Genomic DNA, 19,867 nt, shown 5'->3' on the forward strand with positions numbered 1-19,867 from the left:
TCTGTTTTTTATTTTAGAGAAAGGATCTATCTATTTTACTGATGAAGTAAATTCATCTTCGTGTTCAAAGGAAGTGAATTGGTAGTCTTCTCTGTGTATTCTGACAAGTTAAGACTGGCTGTACCTTTGATGCTTTCTACGTTGTCGCCAACACAGAATTCGTATTTCCCGGCATCAACCTTCCACTGACTGTTGGCTTCGTCGAAACTTGCTAAGTCGCGCTTAGCGATGATCATCTTCAAAGTTTCGCTCTGACCAGGTTTCAGGTTCTTGGTCTTAGCAAAGGCTTTCAACTCGCAAGATGGTTTCTCATAAGCACCCTTAGGAGCCTTTACATAAACCTGAGCAACCTGTTTGCCTGCAACCTTTCCTATGTTCTTGACAGAAACTGTAACTGTAATCTTGTCACCATTCAGAGATACTGAAGGTTTACCGAATTCGAAGGTGGTGTAACTAAGACCATAACCAAATGGATAAGCAACCTTTTTGTTGAAGGTATCGAAATAGCGATAGCCTACGTAGATATCTTCTTCGTGGTTTGTGTAGTTGACACCTTTCATGTTGTTGCTATAGAGTTTGTCGGATAGGTTATAGTAAGCTGGCTGTTGTGGGAAATTCTTGGTAGAAGGAACATCTGCAGCGCTGATAGGCCATGTGCTGGTGAGGTGGCCTGAAGGGTTTGCCTTACCGATAAGAACATCGGCTACACTATTACCACCTTCTTCACCTGGCTGCCATGCAACGAGAATGGCATCAACACGGTCACGCCAAGAGGCTGTCTCCATGACACTACCAGAGTTGATGATGACAATAACGGGTTTGTTGTTGGCATGGAAAACATCGCTGACACGAGAAATCATGGCTTTCTCATGATCTGTAAGGTTGAACTCTCCTTCGATGGAACGGTCCATTCCTTCACCTGCCTGACGAGCTATCGTGATGATGGCTGCGTCGGCATCACCAACTTCGTGCTCTACACAGCGCTGAGTAATCTCGATCTCGTCGAGCTTTGGCTGTCCCTGATCCAAGAACCACATCTCTGGATTCTTGTCTGCCTGTAGCTTAGCCTTGGCATATTTTACGTAGTTCTCGTAAATCTCGGTGAGCTGTTTGGTTGTCGCAATACCTGCATTCTGTAGTCCATGAACCATGTCGACAACATAAGGGACATTGACGCAACCGGAACCAAGACCACCGCTGAGAAAATCGTATGAGTTAACACCGAATAGGGCAACTTTCTTCATGTTCTTGACAGGAAGAACGTTGTTATCGTTCTTTAGGAGAACCATACCTTCTGTTGAAGCCTGACGTGTGATCTGTGCGTGTGCCTTCAGGTCTGGTTGGTTGGTGTATTTGTATTTCTTGTAACGAGGAGTCTTGAGAATGTACTCAAGCATATTCTTGATGTTGCGGTCAACATCCTTTATGTCGAGGCGACCAGCTTTGACTGCTTCTACGATGTGCTTTGCCTGATCTGCATATCCTGGCATCATGAGGTCGTTGCCAGCTTCTACTTCTGTCTCTACAGGGAGATCTGCACGTTCACCGATCCAGTCGGTCATGACGATACCTTTGTACCCCCAGTCTTTACGAAGGATGTTGGTGAGCAAGTCTTTGCTGCCTTGGGTATATGTACCATTAATCTTGTTGTAAGATGACATCAAGGTCCAAGGCTTGCTGTCGCGAACCATGATCTCGAATCCTTTGAGATATAATTCACGGAGTGCACGCTGAGAGATGCGCTCATCGACACGGGTACGGTCACTTTCTTGTGAGTTGGCAGCAAAGTGTTTTGCACTAACTCCAACGCCTTGGCTTTGGATACCTTTTACCATGGCAGAACCAATGAGACCTGTGACAATAGGATCTTCACTATAATATTCGAAGTTGCGTCCACAGAGCGGACTGCGGTGTAAGTTCATACCAGGACCCAGGATAACATCGATGCCATATTCCAAAGTCTCGTTTCCTATGGCTTTTCCTACATGATAAACCAAATCAGTGTTCCAAGTAGATGCCAAACATGTACCGATAGGGAAACCTGTTGCATAAAATGTTTGATTTGTTCCTGGTCGGGTAGGATTTATGTGAACACCTGCAGGACCATCTGCAACGACTGTTGCAGGGATGCCGAGGCGTGAGATTTCTGCTGTCTGTCCGGCTGCACCGGCAACAAGGCGTGAATGTTGTCCGAGCATAGCTCCAGAACCTACGAAATCCTGATGCCCAACACCAACGAGAAGTTGTGCCTTCTCTTCTAATGTCATAGCGGCAATGACTTCATCGATATTTTTCTTGTTAAGTTGTAGTGCTTTTTGTGCTGTCATTGTAGTTGATAGAAGTCCTACGGCTAAGGTAAGACTAAGTTTTCTGTGTTTCATTTGATAGGATAATTTTGTTGTTTATTCGTTGCAAATATACAATAAATAATCTAAAAGTTAAAATCGTTTTGTTTTTTTCTTTGTCATTTCGTGTAATTACAGTATCTTTGCAGACTAGGAAATATTTATTAAATAGGTATATTTAAGTTATGGCAAAGAAAGCTTTATTGATGATTCTCGATGGATGGGGAATCGGTAAGCATGGTAAAGGTGATGTAATCTATAATACACCAACTCCTTACCTCGATTATTTAACAGCAGTTTCTGCACATTCAAAGCTTCAGACCTCTGGTGAAGATGTTGGTCTTCCTGCAGGTCAGATGGGAAACTCTGAGGTAGGTCACTTGAATATTGGTGCTGGACGTATTGTTTATCAGGATCTTGTTAAGATTAACAAGGCTTGTGAAAGTGGTGATATTCTAAAGAATCAGCAGGTTATTGATGCATATAGCTATGCTCAGAAGACGGGTAAAAAACTTCACTTGATGGGTCTTACCTCTACTGGTGGTGTGCATTCTTCTCTGAATCATTTGTTCAAAATGATTGAGATTGGTAAGGAATACAATCTGAAGGATGTGTATGTACACTGTTTTATGGATGGACGTGATACTGACCCTAAGAGCGGTAAGGGATTTATCGAGCAGGTACAGCAGTGCTGTGATAAGAATGGTGCTCATATCGCTAGCATTATCGGTCGTTTCTATGCAATGGATCGTGATAAGCGATGGAATCGTGTGAAAGAGGCTTATGATTTGCTCGTTAAGGGTGAAGGTAAGCAGGCTGAGGATATGGTTAAGGCCATGCAGGAAAGTTATGATGAAGGTGTAACAGATGAGTTTGTCAAGGCTATCAATAATAGTAAGGTAAACGGTACTATCGAAGAGGGTGACGTTGTTATCTTCATCAATTATCGTAACGACCGTGCTAAGGAGATCACTCAGGTTCTTACTCAGCAGGATATGCCGGAGGAAGGTATGAATACTGTTAAGGATTTGAAGTACTATTGTATGACTCCTTATGATCCAAACTTTAAGGATGTTCATGTCCTCTTCCCTAAAGAAAACGTACAGGATACTTTGGGTGAATATCTTTCTAAGTTGGGTAAGAAGCAGTTGCATACTGCAGAAACTGAGAAATATGCTCACGTAACATTCTTCTTTAACGGTGGTCGCGAGGCTCCTTATGAGGGTGAGGATCGTATATTGGTTCCTTCTCCAAAGGTTGCTACTTATGACTTGAAACCTGAGATGAGTGCCTTTGAGGTAAAAGATAAACTCGTTGCTGCTATCAATGAGGATAAGTATGATTTTATCGTTGTAAACTTCGCAAATGGTGATATGGTAGGTCATACCGGTATCTATAATGCCATCGCTAAAGCTGTTTGGGCTGTTGATAATTGTGTGAAAGAGGTTATCGAGGCTGCTAAGGCTAATGACTATGAGGCTATCATCATCGCCGATCATGGTAATGCTGATAATGCGATCAATGAAGATGGAACTCCTAATACGGCTCATTCTTTGAACCCTGTTCCTTTCATTTATGTAACAGATAATAACTCAGCTACTGTTAAGGATGGTCGTCTTGCTGATGTCGCTCCTTCAATTCTCCATATTATGGGTCTTGAGCAGCCTGCTGATATGACTGGTGAAAATCTTATCTCTGATAATAAGTAATATGAACGTAAAGATTGAAAGTAGTTGGAATGAACATTTGAAAGGGGAGTTTGAAAAACCTTATTTTTCTGCTCTTACTTCTGCAGTACGTGAGGAGTATAAGCATTATCCTTGTTATCCTCCGGGACGTCTCATCTTCAATGCTTTCAATCTTTGTCCCTTTGAACAAGTGAAGGTGGTTATCATTGGACAAGATCCATATCATGAACCGGGACAGGCCATGGGATTGAGCTTTTCTGTTCCTAAGGGTGTTCAGATTCCTCCTTCGCTTGTTAATATTTATAAGGAAATAGAGCAGGACTTGGGTATTCCTGTTTCTCCAAGCGGAGATCTTACGCATTGGGCAGAACAAGGTGTGTTGCTGCTAAATGCTACATTGACCGTAAGAGCACATGTCGCCAACAGTCATCAGAAATTGGGTTGGACAACTTTTACGGATGCTGCTATTAAGGCGTTGAGTGATTGCAGAGAACATCTGGTCTTCATGCTTTGGGGTGGCTATGCACGAGGAAAAAAGTATTTGATTGATCAGACGAAGCATTTGGTCTTGGAGTCTGTTCATCCTTCTCCTTTATCTGCTAATAGAGGTGGATGGTTTGGTAATCATCATTTTTCTCGTTGTAATGATTATCTTCAAAACAATGGTATCAAACCTATTAAATGGTAAAAAATGAGTTCTAACGAGTTGCATATTCTTCAGGTGGGAAATGTTTTGGTTTCACCTGATGTCTTTACTGAAAAATTTTGTTGTGATCTGGAGTTGTGTAAGGGACAGTGTTGTGTGGAAGGCGATGCTGGTGCTCCTGTGACGCTGGATGAAATCGGTGAGATGGAAAATGTACTCGATACGGTTTGGGAAGATCTAAGTGCCTCTGCACAGGCTGTGATAGATAAACAGGGTGTTGCTTATACCGATAGGGAAGGTGAACTGGTTAGCAGTATCGTAAATGGTAAAGACTGTGTGTTTACTTGTTACGAGAATGGTATTTGCCTTTGTGCTCTTGATCGTGCTTATCGAAATGGTAAAACTAAATGGCCTAAACCTATCTCTTGTGCTCTTTATCCTATTCGTGTAAAGAGTTTCGGTAATAATCTGTTTGGTATCAATTATAATAAGTGGGGTGTTTGTAAAACGGCACGAATAAAGGGTAAAGAACTTAATCTTCCTCTTTATCAGTTCCTTAAAGATCCTCTGATCAGACGCTTTGGTAAGGAGTGGTATGATGAACTCTGTGAGGTCGCTGATCAATTGAAAGAGCAGGGCTTGATCTGATTGATTATTCGAGTAATCTGTATTTGGACGGTGACATTCCTACGTGTTCCTTGAAGTATTTTCCAAGAAAACTTTGATTTGGAAAATGTAGATCTTGTGCAATTTCCTTAATACTCTTGGATGAGTTCTTTAATAAGATTCTGATCTCTAAGGTCACATAGTTGTCTATCCATTCATTTGGTGTGCGATGACTGACAGCTTTGATGGTCTCTGAGAGGTACTTAGGGGTAATGCATAGTTGCTGACTATACCATCCGACTCGTCTCTCGTTTCTGAAATTGTTTTCTACGAGTTTAATGAATTCTGTAAATATAGATTCAGCCCTGGTCCTACGTTGGGTGCTTGTGTTCTGAATTCTATATATCGCGTTGCTCACATCGTAGATCATAGTGGAAAGTAGCATTCTAACGACGTCCTTTCTGAAGTGATGATTAACTTCCTGTACCTTTGATTTGATAAGTTTGAAGTAGTTTACAATGTTGGAAACTTCTTCATTCAATAGGTTGCATACTGGATGGTTGCGTGAAAATATAAATAATGAGGAAAGTTCATGGATTCCGGCGATTACTTCTCTGAAGAAGTCATAAGAAACCATGATGGCAATACCTCTGCAATCATCACTTAGCATGAAGTCGTCAATAACTTGTCCTTCGCTGATAATGATGAGGTCTCCAGCATTGACTTTGTGTTCTACCGTGTCCACGGTGTATTGGGCGGTTCCGTTTATGCATAATGCCATAAGCAAGCAACTCATTTTCCTTGGCTCACTTGGTAAGGGAACGTCTGCTACTTCATCGAAAAGTAGAAGGTCGTCTTTGATATAGTCTCCTTTAGAATATAATTCTTTGGCTGATTTAACTGTAATTTCTTCTAAGTTATGCTTACTCATATTTTCCTCTTTTGAAGGCAAAGGTATATATTTCTTTTTATATTACGGAGAAGTAAACAGTTAATATGTGAAAAAGTCTTCTGTTTGCTCTTCTATCTCAAGTCCTTCTATATTTTGTATAGATAGTTTTCTGAACCTTTCATCTCCACTGATGATGATATCTTGCTGATAGTCTTTAGTGAATCTTCTACAGGCTTGTTCGTCCATGCTTCCATTACAGATATATGTGTAATTGCCAATGTTGACAATCTGTCCTACTTTCGCATCGCGTATGGTTAATCTTATCCATCCCCAAAATGGCTTGACAAAGTGGCATCTGTATTGATTTCCTTCTTTATATATTTGCTCAGGATAGTATATATGTGTAATCTTTTGCTTTGTGATAGGTGTTATTTTGCTTCTAAGGGAATATAATGTCGTGTCTGAGGATTCTATAGGATGTTCCCATCCTAATAGGCTTACAGTGTTATATTTCCATCTTGGGAAGTATCCTATGGATCGGAATGATTCTGAGTTGTCTTTTCCTGTTATTCCCGGAGATATTCTACAATACCAGTTTCCGTTTAGGGGGTGGGAGAATTTGTTGCCTTTGGCATCTATGCCATAATAGTAGAGAGAAATCTGTTTGTCAGTGTTTCTCTTTGTTCCTGGTGAATACCAAATGGCGATCGTATTGGAGTCTTTACGTAGTATGTTCGTTATATCATAGTTCTTTTCAATGATACACATTGAATCTTTTTCTTCGTTACTGGTATAGACTTCTCTACCTACTCTTCGTCCATTGACATAGAGTTGGCATCTTCCTGTTGATGCTAATGCTATTCTTCCGATCTTCGGTTTCTGATTACTATGAAAAGTTTGTCTAAACCATATCTGAGAACTGTCATCGGGCTCTGGATAGCACATCCAATGGGTGCCAAACTCTGTTGCGTGTATATTGATGAAATAGAATAAGAATATGATAAAGGTAGATATTCTCATGAATGAGGTGTCCTAGTTTAATGAAATTGGGGCGGGCATATAAGAAATAAGCCCGCCCCAATTGATATGTTATTTATTATGCGTCGATATTGGCATAAGTAGCATTCTGTTCAATGAATTCGCGACGTGGTTCTACGTCATCTCCCATAAGCATAGAGAAAATTTCATCTGCATCGGCTGCATTCTCTATAGTAACTTGCTTGAGTAGACGTGTCTTAGGGTCCATTGTTGTTTCCCAAAGTTGTTCCGGATTCATCTCACCCAAACCTTTGTAGCGTTGTGTGTGGATGTTCTTGTCTTCAACTCCTTCTCCGTATTTGTCCAAGAAGGCTTGGCGCTGTTGTTCTGTATAGCAATACTCGCTCACTTTATTCTTGAAAGAACATTTGTAGAGTGGTGGAGTAGCGATGTATAGGTGACCTTCTTCGATAACTTTTGGCATAAAGCGATAGAAAAGTGTCATTATCAGTGTGTCGATGTGAGAACCATCGACATCGGCATCGGTCATGATGATGATCTTGTCGTATCTCAGTTTGTCGATATTTGCTTCGCGGTCGTCTTCTCCTTCAACTCCGAAACGTACACCAATACTTTGGATGATGTTCATGACAGATTCTGCTTCGAAGACTCTATGCCATTGTACTTTTTCTACGTTCAGGATCTTACCACGAAGTGGAAGAATTGCTTGGGTGTATCTGTCGCGTCCTTGTTTTGCTGATCCACCTGCGGAATCACCCTCGACAAGGAAGATCTCACAATCTTTTGGATCTTTGTTAGAGCAATCTGCTAGTTTTCCAGGAAGTCCACCTCCGCTCATAACGCTCTTGCGCTGTACGCTTTCTCTTGCTTTGCGTGCTGCAATACGTGCTGTGGCTGCAAGAATAACCTTTTCACAGATCTTTTTAGCCTCGGAAGGATGTTCTTCTAGATAGTCAGAAAGGGCTTCGCCAACTGCTTGTTGTACGGCACCTGCAACTTCGCTGTTACCAAGTTTTGTTTTGGTTTGACCTTCGAATTGTGGTTCTGCGACTTTTATTGATATTACTGCGGTAAGTCCCTCACGGAAATCCTCACCGGCAACTTCTATTTTTGCTTTCTCAATCTGTTTTGAAATAGCAGCGTCGTTGTCCGCATAGTTCTTTAGCACGCGGGTTAAGGCTGCACGGAATCCTGTAAGGTGGGTACCACCTTCGATGGTGTTGATGTTGTTTACGTATGAATGTATGTTTTCGCTATAGTCTGTATTATACATTACAGCGACTTCGATAGGAACTCCTTGCTTCTCGGTCTTTAAATAGATGACATCATCGAAAAGATGAGTACGATGGCGATCTACATAACGAACAAATTCCTTCAGACCATCTTTTGCGTGAAATACTTCCTGACGGGTCTTTCCTGTTTCTGGATCAGGACGCATATCGGTAAGCGTAATTCGAATACCTGCATTAAGATATGCAAGTTCTCTCATTCGGCTTGCCACAATATCCCATTTGTATGTTGTAGTTGTGAAAATTGTTCCGTCTGGCCAGAATTGTTGACGTGTACCACGCTTGTCGGTTGTTCCAACAACCTTTACTGGATAAAGAGGCTTTCCCTTCTCGTATTCCTGTTGGTAAATCTTTCCATCGCGGAATACTTGTGATTTCATGTGTGTAGAAAGGGCGTTTACACAACTTACGCCGACACCGTGAAGACCTCCGGAAACTTTATATGAACCTTTATCAAATTTACCACCTGCGTGTAATACGGTCATTACAACTTCAAGTGCTGATTTATGTAGTTTTTTATGCTCATCAACAGGAATACCGCGACCGTCATCCTCGACAGTTACAGAACCATCCTCGTTAAGAGTAATCTCAACGTTCTTACAATATCCTGCCATGGCCTCATCGATAGAGTTATCTACAGTTTCATTGATAAGATGGTGTAGACCCTTCTCTGAGATGTCGCCAATGTACATTGCAGGACGTTTGCGTACAGCTTCAAGTCCCTCGAGAACTTGGATATTACTGGCTGAGTAATTGTTCTCGTTATTTTGATTTTCTGCCATTTGTATTGATTAGTATTGTTTCGTGCAAAGATACTAAAAAAGAGCGAAATATTAAAATATTTAGATACTAAAAATGTAAAAAAAATAAGGCTGAAATTCATATTGAATTTCAGCCTTATTTTATCTACAATAATTCGACTTATTAGCCGAGTTTGTTGATATGTAGAGCTAAACTTGACTTCAAGTTAGCAGCTTTGTTGCTGTGAATGATGTTGGTCTTTGCCAACTTATCCAAAAGCTTCTGAACTGTAGGGTATAGCTTAACAGCTTCATCCTTGTCAGTTGTTGCGCGAAGCTTGCGAACAGCATTACGCATAGTCTTTGCATAATATTTGTTGTGCAAAGCCTTCTTCTTGTCCTGACGGATTCTCTTAATGTTTGATGAATGATTTGCCATCTTTATTTCTTATTTTTATTTTCTTGTAGTCCCTAGCAGAGTCGAACTGCTCTTTAGAGAATGAAAATCTCTCGTCCTAACCGATAGACGAAGGGACCTTGAGGTCTTTTTGCGGGTGCAAAGTTACGACATTTATTTTAATCCTGCAAATTTTCTTCGAAAAATTTTCTATAATCTGCCATTTTTTTGTATCTTTGCGGATATGTTGACAAAATCTAGGGCCATAGTCTTGCATTCTTTGAAGTTTGGTGATAATCAAATGATTGTTGATTTATTCACAGAAAAGATGGGTAGACTGTCTTTCATTTGTCGTATTCCTTCTTCTTCCAAAGCTAAAATTAAAAAACAGTTCTTTCAACCTCTTTCTATCTTGGATATAGAGTTTGATTATAGGGCTCAGCAAAATCTTCAGCGGTTCAAAGATGTTAGGATTGCTATTCCTTTCTTAGGAATACCGTTTGATCCTTTTAAGTTGTCACTATCTTTGTTTATTGCAGAGTTCTTGCTTTATAGTACTCGGAATGAACAGAATAATCCGTCTTTATTCTTATTTATATTAAATAGTATATTATGGTTAGATGAGACAAAGGAAACGTTCTCTAACTTTCATCTGATTTTCATGGCTCATCTTTCTAAGTTCTTGGGCTTTTATCCTAATCTTGAAGATTACCAGAAGGGATATGTCTTTGATCTGCGTGAAGGACAGTTTGTTCCTTATGTTCCTTTGCATGTAGATTATCTTAATACAGAGGATTCTAAGATGTTAATGCTTCTGATGAGGATGTCTTACGAAACAATGTGCCTCTGCAAAATGTCTCGAATAGAGCGAAACAAATGTGCAGAGGCAATCTTGTTCTTTTATCGTTTACATGTTCCTAGTTTCCCGGAACTTAAGTCTTTCTCGGTATTGAAGGAGCTTTTTGTTTAAGATAATAACTTCTTGACGATGCCAGAGATTATTTTACCATCAGCCTGGCCAGCCATTTTCTTAGAAGCTATTCCCATCACTTTACCCATCTCTTTCATACTAGAAGCTTTTGTTTCAGTGATAATCTCTTTCACGATGGCTTCAATTTCTGATTCGGTAAGTTGTTTCGGAAGATACTCTTCCAGTACTTTGACCTGTGCCAATTCTTCGTCGGCAAGATCCTGACGATTGTTGTTGGTATACGTCTCAGCAGTTTCCTTACCTTGTTTGGCCAACTTTTGGATAATCTTGAGTGCAGCGTCGTCACTTAGTTCTCCATCAGAGCCGGGGGCTGTTTTGGCCTCAAGGAATACCTTCTTTATATTACGCAATGTTTCGAGACGAACTTTATCTCTGGCTTTCATTGCAGCCTTAATGTCTTCGTTGATTTTATCAAAAAGTGCCATTATTATTTATTTTATAATTTAGGCAAAACTGATGATACCTTGTACAGGTTCCTGTTTGTCTTTTTTATCGTTTTCTGGGATGTCACCTTGTGCCAGATTTCTAATATCATCAAGCATCTGACGTGTTCTCTTGTAGGTAGGTGTGCTCTCAACAGCAAGTATCACATCCTCATTATCCAAGTCTTCTGGTCTAAACAAGAAAATATGTGGACGTCTCTTATATTGTGTATTGCTATTGTCCTTACCATAGTAACGGTTGCGTCGATCTTGTCTTTCTGCAGCCTTCTCTTCCTCTTCTGCAATTCTATTAGCTTCTTCCTGTGTATGTTTCTTGCCAAGATGGTTGTTCATACCATCTACGTTTTCTATACCGAAACCTGTTGCCAAGATGGTTACTTTAACTTTCTTGTCAAGTTCAGGATCTATGGCGATACCCCATTTGATTTCGAAATCACTTCCGAATTTAGACATGAAGTCGTTTACGTCGTTCATTTCATCCATCATCAAGCCATTGTCGCCACCATTCTCGCTAGAAAAAGCAATACTAAGAAGTATCTTCCTAGAGTTGTAGATGTCGTTGTCGTTGAGTAGAGGAGAGTTCAATGCATCTTCTATAGCTTGTTTTACTCTGCCTTCGCCTTCACCGTATCCGGTACTCATAATAGCTACGCCACCATCCTTTAAGACTGTTTTAACATCGTTAAAGTCAAGGTTGATGAGTCCGTGTGTCGTAATGATTTCCGCGATACTCTTTGCTGCAATACTTAGTGTGTCGTCAGCCTTTGCAAAAGCGTTAAGTACAGATAATTCTGGATAGATCTCACGTAGTCTCTCATTGTTGATAACCAAGAGGGCGTCCACATGCTTGGCCATCTCCTCAACACCGTCTAGAGCTTGGTCAATTTTACGATCTCCTTCGAAACGGAAAGGAATCGTTACAATACCAACAGTTAGTATGCCTAGTTCCTTGCTGACTCTTGCGATGACAGGAGCAGCTCCTGTTCCGGTACCGCCACCCATACCAGCAGTGATAAAGGCCATTTTAGTTCCGTCGTTGAGCATTCCTTTGATGTCATCAAGGGTTTCCTCAGCTGCCTGTCGTGCTCTTGCAGGTTTATTTCCAGCACCTAATCCTTCTTTACCTAATTGAAGGTGAACAGGAACAGGAGAATCGTTTAATGCCTGATTGTCGGTATTACAGAGCACGAAACTGACGTCATGGATTCCTTCACGATACATGTGGTTGACAGCGTTTCCACCACCACCACCAACACCAATAACTTTGATGATGCTGTTTTCCTTTTCAGGTTCTCCGAAGTCTAATATATCTGACATAGTTGTAATTTTTATATATTAATAATGTGAGGTGGAGAATTTTATTCTTCTGAAATCATGTCTTTACCAAGTTTCTTGATATGTCTCCAACATTTATTCAAGATACTATTTTCTTTTCTTCTGGCAGCTTCTTCCATTTCGAGTTTCTCAGCTTCAACTCTTGCAATTTCCTCCTCTTCTTCCTTCTTCTTTCTTGCCTCTTCTTCCGCTTTTTGTTTTTCTGCGGCAGTCATGACAACTCCAGTACCCGTTGTCTCTTTGAGGTCTCTTGGCTTTTGGTGAATATCTGCAGTCGTTGTAGGCTTTTGTTCACTCTGTGTAAACAAGTCATCGTGTAACTCACCTCCAGCACAGTTCATATCACCTTTTGCAAGAAGTCCGAGGATGGTATTCAGTTTACCATCATGCTCTGTAATTTTAGGATCTTTAGAATTGATAGCCTGTGTTACAAACTTTGCGATGCGAATTTTCTCTATGTGAGTGTGGCTGCGGAATGCCTTTTCAATATTTGGCATATTACTTCCACCACCCGTAAGAATAATACCGCCTAAGAGTTTGTCTGCATATTCATTTGGAACTTGGAACCATGCATTTTCGATGATTTCCTCGACTCTACCTTCTACAATCTCAATAAACTTTCTGCTCTCGATTTGTCGGTCTGCATCAATAGAATAGGAGAGTGTGTTGTCGATTTCATTATTCTCGGTAAATGCACTCGCATATTTTATTTTCATCTTTTCAGCATCGCTATCTTCCATTTGCAAAGAAGCAATATCTTTTGTTATGTTACTTCCTCCTAATGGAATTACTGCAAGATGACGAAGAATGTTCTTATAATATACAGATACTGTGGTCGTGTCCGCACCAAGGTCTATAAGTACACATCCAGATCTTTTTTCTGCATCAGTAAGTGTACTGTCAGCTAGTGCCAAAGGAGCAAGATACATTTCTGCTATTGCGATACCTGCATTGTCGAAACATGTATTTAGGTTTCTATAGAAATTCTTGCGCCATAAGATGTTGAGGAAGTTACCTTCTAAGTGGGTGCATTGGATACCGACAGGATCTAACTGAAATTGGTTATCAAGTTTGTATTCCTGGGTTGCTGCATCTAATATCTCCAAGTCGGGATATGACATGTTTCTATTAGCATCCATCAGTTCGTTTACCATCTCTTGAGTGACTTGTGTAGCAGAAGGTAAATCCTTGACGATTACGTTTTTGACACTGCGAATAGATTGACCTCCAACACCGACATAAACGTGTGTGATATCCTGCTTCAAGTTGTTTTTCAACTTTTGCATGATACTTGTTAAGCACTGTCCCGTTTTCTCAATGTTGTAGACAACACCCTTGCGAATACAAGACGTAGAGTCCTCTTCGACGATGGATAATACCGAGATACTACCATCAAGATTCTTCTGACCTGCGATTCCGGTCATTTTAGATGAACCAAGCTCTATGGCTACAATAAATTCTTTTGGCATACGTCTATTTTGATTATCAATTCTGTATATTTTCTGTGTTATGTTTCTTACAAATTATTTGATTGTCAAATTCTAAGTTTATATAACTATATTTGTTCCATCCAGCCTGTGATAATCCATATTTATAGAATTTCTTAAGGCGATCTAATTTGTGAGTTACAAAATCTTCAATTTCTTTCTTTCGTTCTTTTTTAAGATTGCTCTCTGGGAGTGCACCAAGATAGATGATGTGATTACCGACTCTTGGAATCAACTCTACTCCCTTATCCGGGAGAATATTGATTTGTTCGATTTGGTTTTTCCAGAAATCATCATACATGATGGTTTTGCTTAATGTGGAAATATAGCGTTGGGCATACCATTTCGTGATATATCCTGTCGCAATAATCATATCGCTTGTATATTTCGTATTTGGCATGATAGCATCATGATCGTCTATATAATAATCTTCACCTATATAGTTCTTGATACGCACAATGGGCATTCGTTGAGTTAAATTTATACAAACGTGTCCATCTTCAGTCTTATAGCATTCTGCGGTTTTAACGAATGGGCTTTCCTTTAACATGTCTTCAATGTTTCTTGCTGTGACATATTTCATAGGTTTTCCCAAAGGATAAAGATTTTTTTGTTCTAGTCGCTTTTTGATTTCTTTGGTATCCAGAAAACCATTTGTCATCTCGTCTTGAATGTTGATGCTGACTTTTGTGCATTTCCTGGCTGTTTCATCAGGTTTATTAAACGAGGTGAAAGCTAATACCAGGTATGCTGCAAGGATAACATCCAAGGTAATGATTATTGTTTTCTTCCAGTTGATACGCATTTATTTTTCTTTGCTTTCTAGAATTTTTGCAATTTGTGGAACATAGTTGTCGAGGTTACCGGCTCCTAATACAACGAGAACATCGAAGTCGCGACTCTTGACAATATCGAGAACATCATCTTTTTTGATAATACTTTTTTCTACACCCTCTTTGAGTTCATCATAAATGATTTGTGATGTAACTCCGGGAATAGGTTCTTCTCGTGCTGGATAAATCTCTGTGAGGATTACCTCATCGAAGTTGCTCAATGCATCAGCAAAGTCTTTATAGAAGTCTCTTGTTCTTGTATATAGATGTGGCTGGAAGATTGCAGTAATCTTTCGTCCTTTATATAATTCCTTGAGACTTTTTGCACTCTGTAGAATTTCTTTTGGATGATGTCCATAGTCTGATAAGAAGACGTGTTTGTCGTTCTTTATTTTGAAGTCAAATCGTCTGTCTACACCAGAGTAGGTTTTCATTCCATATTTCAATTCTTCTGCGGTACAGCCGTTCAACTGTGCCATAGCCATTGCAGCAATACTATTCTCTATATTTATAGGGATAGGTTGCCCCAATTCTATGCCTGTAACGTTTTCTATAGGTGAAATGAAGTCGAATGTAATTTCTCCATTTTCTATTTTGATATTTTCAGCATGGAAGTCTCCTTCGTTTCTACTATATTCATATACCTTCACACCATCTTGAACATGAGGTTTCATCTCCAGATTTTTGTGAATAATCAAAGCTCCGTTTGGCTGGATTAGTTCTGTGTAATGACGGAAACTCTCCAAGTATGCTTCTTTTGTGCCATAGATATCCAGATGATCCGGATCTGTAGCGGTGATCACACTCATCCAAGGGCGTAGCCAATGGAAGGAGCGGTCGAATTCATCAGCCTCGATAACAACGTAGTCGCTCTTGTCTGACAAAATATAGTTTGTTCCATAATTCTTGGAAATACCTCCCAAGAAAGCATTACAGTCTTTCTGACTTTGGTGCATGATATGTGCACACATAGTAGAAGTTGTTGTCTTGCCATGAGTTCCTGCGAAGCATAATCCCTTATGAGTTCTTGTTAGGATACCCAGCACTTGGGCTCTTTTCTGAACTTCGAATCCATTCTCCTGAAAATACTTCAGTTCGATATGTGTTGCTGGTATTGCAGGAGTGTAAACTACTAATGTAGATTTCTGTTTTTTGCATACATGAGGAATTTCTTCAAGGTTCTCCTCATAATGAATCAACATACCCTCTTTTTCCAACTGGCGTGTTAGATCAGTTGGAGTCTTGTCATATCCAGCTACAACCATTCCTTTATGAATGAAGTAACGGGCTATAGCACTCATTCCGATGCCACCTGCACCGATAAAATATACAGATTTTATATCTTTAAGTTCCATCAATTATATCTTTATTTTCCTAATGCCAATTTGATGACTTCGTCGGCAATAGTGTCGGCAGAGTTCTTATATCCAAGTTTTTTGATATTCTCACCCAGTGAAACAAGAAGTTTCTCGTCGTTTATAACCTCTAAGGCTCTGTTTAGAAGTGCCTCTGGAGCATCTGAGTCTTTTACGTATATGGCAGCATCTTTGTTAACCAATGCCATTGCATTCTTAGTCTGATGGTCTTCTGCAACGTTAGGACTTGGTACCAAGATCACAGGTTTGCCAATGATTTGGAATTCACTAATACTACTTGCACCGGCACGACTGATGACAAGGTCAGCAGCCTTATATGCAGCTCCCATATCGCCGATAAAGTCTGTTACGATCAGATTCGGAAGGTTACCGAAGGAATCTACAGCCTTTTTCATCTCTTCAAAGTAGTATTTTCCTGTCTGCCAAATAAATTGTATTTGACTGGACTTTATGATATTCAAGTGCTGTATCATGCTTTCGTTAATGGTTCTTGCACCTAGACTACCGCCTACTATCAATATAGTTTTTTTGCTAGGATCTAATCCGAAAGACTTCTTGGCTTCTTCTGCACTTATTTCAGTTTCTATGACGTTTTGTCTTACAGGATTACCTGTCATGATGATCTTTTCTGCAGGGAAGAACCTTTCCATGCCATCATAAGCAACACAGATTTTCTGAGCTTTCTTGGCGAGCAGTTTATTGGTAACGCCAGCATAAGAATTCTGTTCCTGAATTAGACATGGGATATTCTTGCTTGCACAGACGTTTAATGTTGGACCACTAGCATATCCTCCTACGCCAACAGCTGCCATAGGTTTAAAGTCTTTGATGATTTTCTTTGCCATCATTTGACTTTTCCATATTTTGAAGAGAACGGCAAAGTTCTTTAAAGGATGCTTTCTGTCGAAACCACATATTGGTAAGCCTTTGATCTCATATCCAGCTGCAGGAACCCTTTGCATTTCCATTCTACCCAGGGCTCCTACGAATAAGATCTTTGTGTTAGGGCGTTTTGCCTTTATAGCATTGGCTATTGATACAGCAGGGAAAATATGTCCTCCTGTACCTCCTCCGCTAATAATAATTCTTAATTCACTTTCCATATGTTTCTTGTTTATTTCGCAAAAGTAATTAATTTTTTCTTGTTTTGGTAATTTTATGGCAATTAATTATTACTCTTTAATCAACTTATTAATTCATTCTGTTCTTTTTTCTCTGGAGATATTTGCTTTTTCTTTGCAGAACGACTAATGCTGAGTATGACACCAATATACACACAGTTGATGATAGTTGATGTACCTCCCTTACTGATAAGTGGTAATGGCTGACCTGTTACAGGTGCTAATCCGACGGCAACAAGCATGTTGAAAAGTGCTTGGATGACAAGGAGTAATGCCAGTCCCATAGCAAGGAGTGCAGGGAAATTGTTCTCACATTGGTTGGCAATTTTTCCGGTTCTGAATAATAAGATGATATATAAGAGTGCTACAAAGACGGCACCTTCAATACCTAGTTCTTCAATGATTATGGCATAGATAAAGTCTGAGAAAGCCTGTGAAAGAAAATCTCGTTCTACAGAGTTACCTGGTCCTTTACCTACAACATTAGAACTTGCTATCGCTATATTGGCGTGTGCCTTCTGTCCATCTTTGTCCAAGTCTACCTGTTCTGGCGTGATATCTTTGTCATCAAGGAATCCATCTATACGTGACTTCCAAGTGTCGGCTCTGTGGAAGATTTTAGCTATAGTACTAGGGCTATCTTTTTTCCCATTTATCTGCTCAGTCATTTGCTGATTTGGATTCTGTTTTTCTTTATCTTCTCCAATGATCATGATCAGACCAAGGACCGTCACGATAATCAACATAGTAACACCTACCAGTTTTCCTACTTGTGACAACGGAATTCTACCGAGAATCATCATCAACAAGATAGTTACGCATAATAGCATTGCAGTTGATAGGTTCTCAAGCATGATAAGTGGGACAATGAAGGCACATACTATGAGAATATACTTTATTGCTCTTTTGTCTGCGCCATGTTCAGTTTGTAGCGCACTTAGTATTTGCGCTACAGCTAAGATCATTGTTCCCTTGGCTATCTCTGATGGCTGAAACTGTATACCGATGAAGCTGACCCATCGTTGGGCGCCATTCGTAGATTGACCTGCAACCAAAACCCATATCAGCGTAAAAAATGATATGAAAAGAACAAAAGGCGTGATAATCTTGAAATATTTGCATTGAATATTCAAGGTGACGACCATAAAGAAGAGACCAACAAAGAGAATGCCAACATGCTTTAAGACAGGACTCCAGTAGTTTCCTCCTTGATATGTTAGTGAACTCGAAGCAGAATATACCTCGACGATACTAATCATACAAAGAAAGAAAAACACCATCCAGATGACTTTGTCTCCTTTGAATATGTTACTTAAAGTCTTGTTGTTCATTTCTCTTTATTGAATTATAAACTTCTAACCAGTGATTTAAACTGTTCACCACGATCTTCCATATTCTTGAATAGGTCGAAACTTGCGCAGCAAGGACTTAGCAGAACTGTATCGCCAGGTTTTGCCATTTCATAACAAGCTTTTACACAGTCTGCCATACTATGAGTATCTCGTGTCGGAATTCCGAGATTATCAAAGTTGTCGTGAAGTTTTTTATTGTCTGCACCAAGATATACTATACCTTTGCATTTCTTTTTCACTAAGTCGAAGATCTGGCTATAATCATTACCTTTGTCTTTTCCACCTATAATGAGAATAGTAGGGGTCTTCATGCTTTCCAAAGCATACCAACATGCATCTACATTTGTAGCCTTAGAATCATTTACATAGTGTACTCCGGCAACATCACAAACTTTTTCCAGTCTGTGTTCTACACCAGGGAAATTACCTAAACTCTTTTTGATAATCTCTTTTTTGATACCAGCTATATTGGTTGCCAATCCAGCAGCGAGACTATTGTAGATATTATGTTTGCCAGTTAAACTAAGTTCCTCTTGCTCCATATTGAATGGGACAGGATATTCTAGTTTATACATGCCATCTTCTATATATCCAATAGCTCCCTTTTCCTTAATTTCGGAGAAAGGACATGCGATAGATTTTATTTCAAATTTCTCGAGTTCCTTCTTGATGACAGGGTCATCGTTCCAGTAGATAAAACTATCTTCCTGAGTCTGGTTTTGGATGATACGCATCTTTGCATCTGCGTAGTTCTCAAACTTATTATCGTATCTATCCAGATGATCTGGTGTGATATTCAATAAGATAGCAATGTTAGCATGGAAGTTGTACATGTTGTCGAGCTGGAAACTACTTAGTTCGATGATATAGTACTCATGTGGTTCCTCAGCTACTTGAAGGGCAAGACTTTTACCAATATTTCCAGCAAGTCCTACATCATATCCAGCCTCCTTGAAAATGTGATAGATCAGTGAAGTTGTAGTTGTCTTACCATTACTTCCTGTGATACATACCATTTTCGACTTAGTATATCTTCCAGCGAATTCAATTTCGCTGATGATATGCGTGCCCTGTTTGATTAGTTTCTGAATGATAGGAGCCTCTTTAGGAATTCCAGGACTTTTGATGATTTCGTCAGCATTCAGAATTTTTTCTTCAGTATGGTGGCCTTCCTCCCATTCGATATTATGGTCATCCATTAGTTTCTTGTATTTGTCTTTGATGAGAGACATATCAGAGACAAATACATCAAAACCTTCTTTCTGGGCTAGTACAGCAGCTCCAGCACCACTTTCACCAGCTCCCAATATAACGATTCTTTTCATAT

Annotated in this window: 17 protein-coding genes; 4 read left to right on the forward strand and 13 right to left on the reverse strand. The window is 39.8% G+C overall.

Annotated elements, in window-relative coordinates:
- Positions 1-35: 35 nt before the first annotated feature.
- A complete protein-coding gene (locus K333_RS0106265; protein ID WP_024989804.1) occupies positions 36-2,381 on the reverse strand; it encodes a beta-glucosidase in 2,346 nt (781 codons plus the stop codon).
- 149 nt (positions 2,382-2,530) lie between these two features.
- Here K333_RS0106265 and gpmI point away from each other — a divergent pair, with 149 nt between their 5' ends.
- Genes gpmI through K333_RS0106280 form a run of 3 tightly spaced genes read left to right on the forward strand, consistent with a single transcriptional unit; the run spans position 2,531 to position 5,327 of the window.
- Positions 2,531-4,054 (forward strand): 2,3-bisphosphoglycerate-independent phosphoglycerate mutase, encoded by a 1,524-nt coding sequence (gene gpmI, locus K333_RS0106270; RefSeq protein ID WP_024989805.1) that lies wholly within the window; start codon positions 2,531-2,533, stop codon positions 4,052-4,054.
- Between the two features lies 1 nt (position 4,055).
- Complete coding sequence (gene ung, locus K333_RS0106275; protein ID WP_024989806.1) at positions 4,056-4,721, forward strand: uracil-DNA glycosylase; 666 nt, start codon at positions 4,056-4,058, stop codon at positions 4,719-4,721.
- A gap of 3 nt (positions 4,722-4,724) precedes the next feature.
- A complete protein-coding gene (locus K333_RS0106280; protein ID WP_024989807.1) occupies positions 4,725-5,327 on the forward strand; it encodes a DUF3109 family protein in 603 nt (200 codons plus the stop codon).
- 4 nt (positions 5,328-5,331) lie between these two features.
- On the opposite strand, the gene K333_RS0106285 is transcribed toward K333_RS0106280, so the two are convergent.
- From K333_RS0106285 to rpsT, 4 genes are all read right to left on the reverse strand, one after another.
- Positions 5,332-6,216, reverse strand: coding sequence for a helix-turn-helix domain-containing protein (locus K333_RS0106285; RefSeq protein ID WP_027452469.1), 885 nt, complete (start codon positions 6,214-6,216; stop codon positions 5,332-5,334).
- 60 nt (positions 6,217-6,276) lie between these two features.
- Positions 6,277-7,197: an alpha-L-rhamnosidase N-terminal domain-containing protein gene (locus K333_RS0106290; RefSeq protein WP_024989809.1), complete on the reverse strand. Its 921-nt coding sequence runs from the start codon at positions 7,195-7,197 to the stop codon at positions 6,277-6,279.
- Between the two features lie 76 nt (positions 7,198-7,273).
- Positions 7,274-9,247 carry a DNA topoisomerase (ATP-hydrolyzing) subunit B gene (gyrB, locus tag K333_RS0106295; RefSeq protein WP_024989810.1) on the reverse strand — a complete coding sequence of 658 codons (1,974 nt, stop codon included), beginning with the start codon at positions 9,245-9,247 and terminating at the stop codon, positions 7,274-7,276.
- Between the two features lie 142 nt (positions 9,248-9,389).
- The gene (gene rpsT / locus K333_RS0106300) at positions 9,390-9,644 is read right to left on the reverse strand and encodes a 30S ribosomal protein S20 (protein WP_024989811.1); all 255 of its coding nucleotides are present in this window, start codon (positions 9,642-9,644) and stop codon (positions 9,390-9,392) included.
- Positions 9,645-9,846: 202 nt separating this feature from the next.
- Between rpsT and recO the strand changes: the two genes are divergently transcribed.
- Positions 9,847-10,572: a DNA repair protein RecO gene (gene recO / locus K333_RS0106305; protein ID WP_024989812.1), complete on the forward strand. Its 726-nt coding sequence runs from the start codon at positions 9,847-9,849 to the stop codon at positions 10,570-10,572.
- Here recO and K333_RS0106310 read toward each other — a convergent pair.
- The 8 genes from K333_RS0106310 to murD form a co-directional block, all read right to left on the reverse strand.
- Positions 10,569-11,018 (reverse strand): GatB/YqeY domain-containing protein, encoded by a 450-nt coding sequence (locus K333_RS0106310; protein ID WP_024989813.1) that lies wholly within the window; start codon positions 11,016-11,018, stop codon positions 10,569-10,571. The genes recO and K333_RS0106310 overlap by 4 nt on opposite strands.
- An 18-nt stretch (positions 11,019-11,036) precedes the next feature.
- Complete coding sequence (ftsZ, locus tag K333_RS0106315; RefSeq protein ID WP_024989814.1) at positions 11,037-12,353, reverse strand: cell division protein FtsZ; 1,317 nt, start codon at positions 12,351-12,353, stop codon at positions 11,037-11,039.
- A 41-nt stretch (positions 12,354-12,394) separates the two neighbouring features.
- Positions 12,395-13,840, reverse strand: coding sequence for a cell division protein FtsA (gene ftsA / locus K333_RS0106320; protein ID WP_024989815.1), 1,446 nt, complete (start codon positions 13,838-13,840; stop codon positions 12,395-12,397).
- A gap of 16 nt (positions 13,841-13,856) precedes the next feature.
- Positions 13,857-14,663, reverse strand: a complete 807-nt coding sequence (locus tag K333_RS0106325; RefSeq protein ID WP_024989816.1) for a hypothetical protein — start codon at positions 14,661-14,663, stop codon at positions 13,857-13,859.
- Positions 14,664-16,046: a UDP-N-acetylmuramate--L-alanine ligase gene (gene murC / locus K333_RS0106330; RefSeq protein WP_024989817.1), complete on the reverse strand. Its 1,383-nt coding sequence runs from the start codon at positions 16,044-16,046 to the stop codon at positions 14,664-14,666. It abuts the gene before it with no gap.
- 11 nt (positions 16,047-16,057) lie between these two features.
- Complete coding sequence (gene murG, locus K333_RS0106335; RefSeq protein ID WP_027452470.1) at positions 16,058-17,170, reverse strand: undecaprenyldiphospho-muramoylpentapeptide beta-N-acetylglucosaminyltransferase; 1,113 nt, start codon at positions 17,168-17,170, stop codon at positions 16,058-16,060.
- Positions 17,171-17,250: 80 nt separating this feature from the next.
- On the reverse strand, positions 17,251-18,519 hold the full coding sequence (locus K333_RS0106340) for an FtsW/RodA/SpoVE family cell cycle protein (protein WP_024989818.1): 1,269 nt from the start codon (positions 18,517-18,519) through the stop codon (positions 17,251-17,253).
- Between the two features lie 14 nt (positions 18,520-18,533).
- Positions 18,534-19,865 (reverse strand): UDP-N-acetylmuramoyl-L-alanine--D-glutamate ligase, encoded by a 1,332-nt coding sequence (gene murD / locus K333_RS0106345; RefSeq protein WP_024989819.1) that lies wholly within the window; start codon positions 19,863-19,865, stop codon positions 18,534-18,536.
- Between the last annotated feature and the right edge of the window lie 2 nt (positions 19,866-19,867).

The organism is Segatella albensis DSM 11370 = JCM 12258, from assembly GCF_000426565.1.
GTDB classification, from domain to species: domain Bacteria; phylum Bacteroidota; class Bacteroidia; order Bacteroidales; family Bacteroidaceae; genus Prevotella; species Prevotella albensis.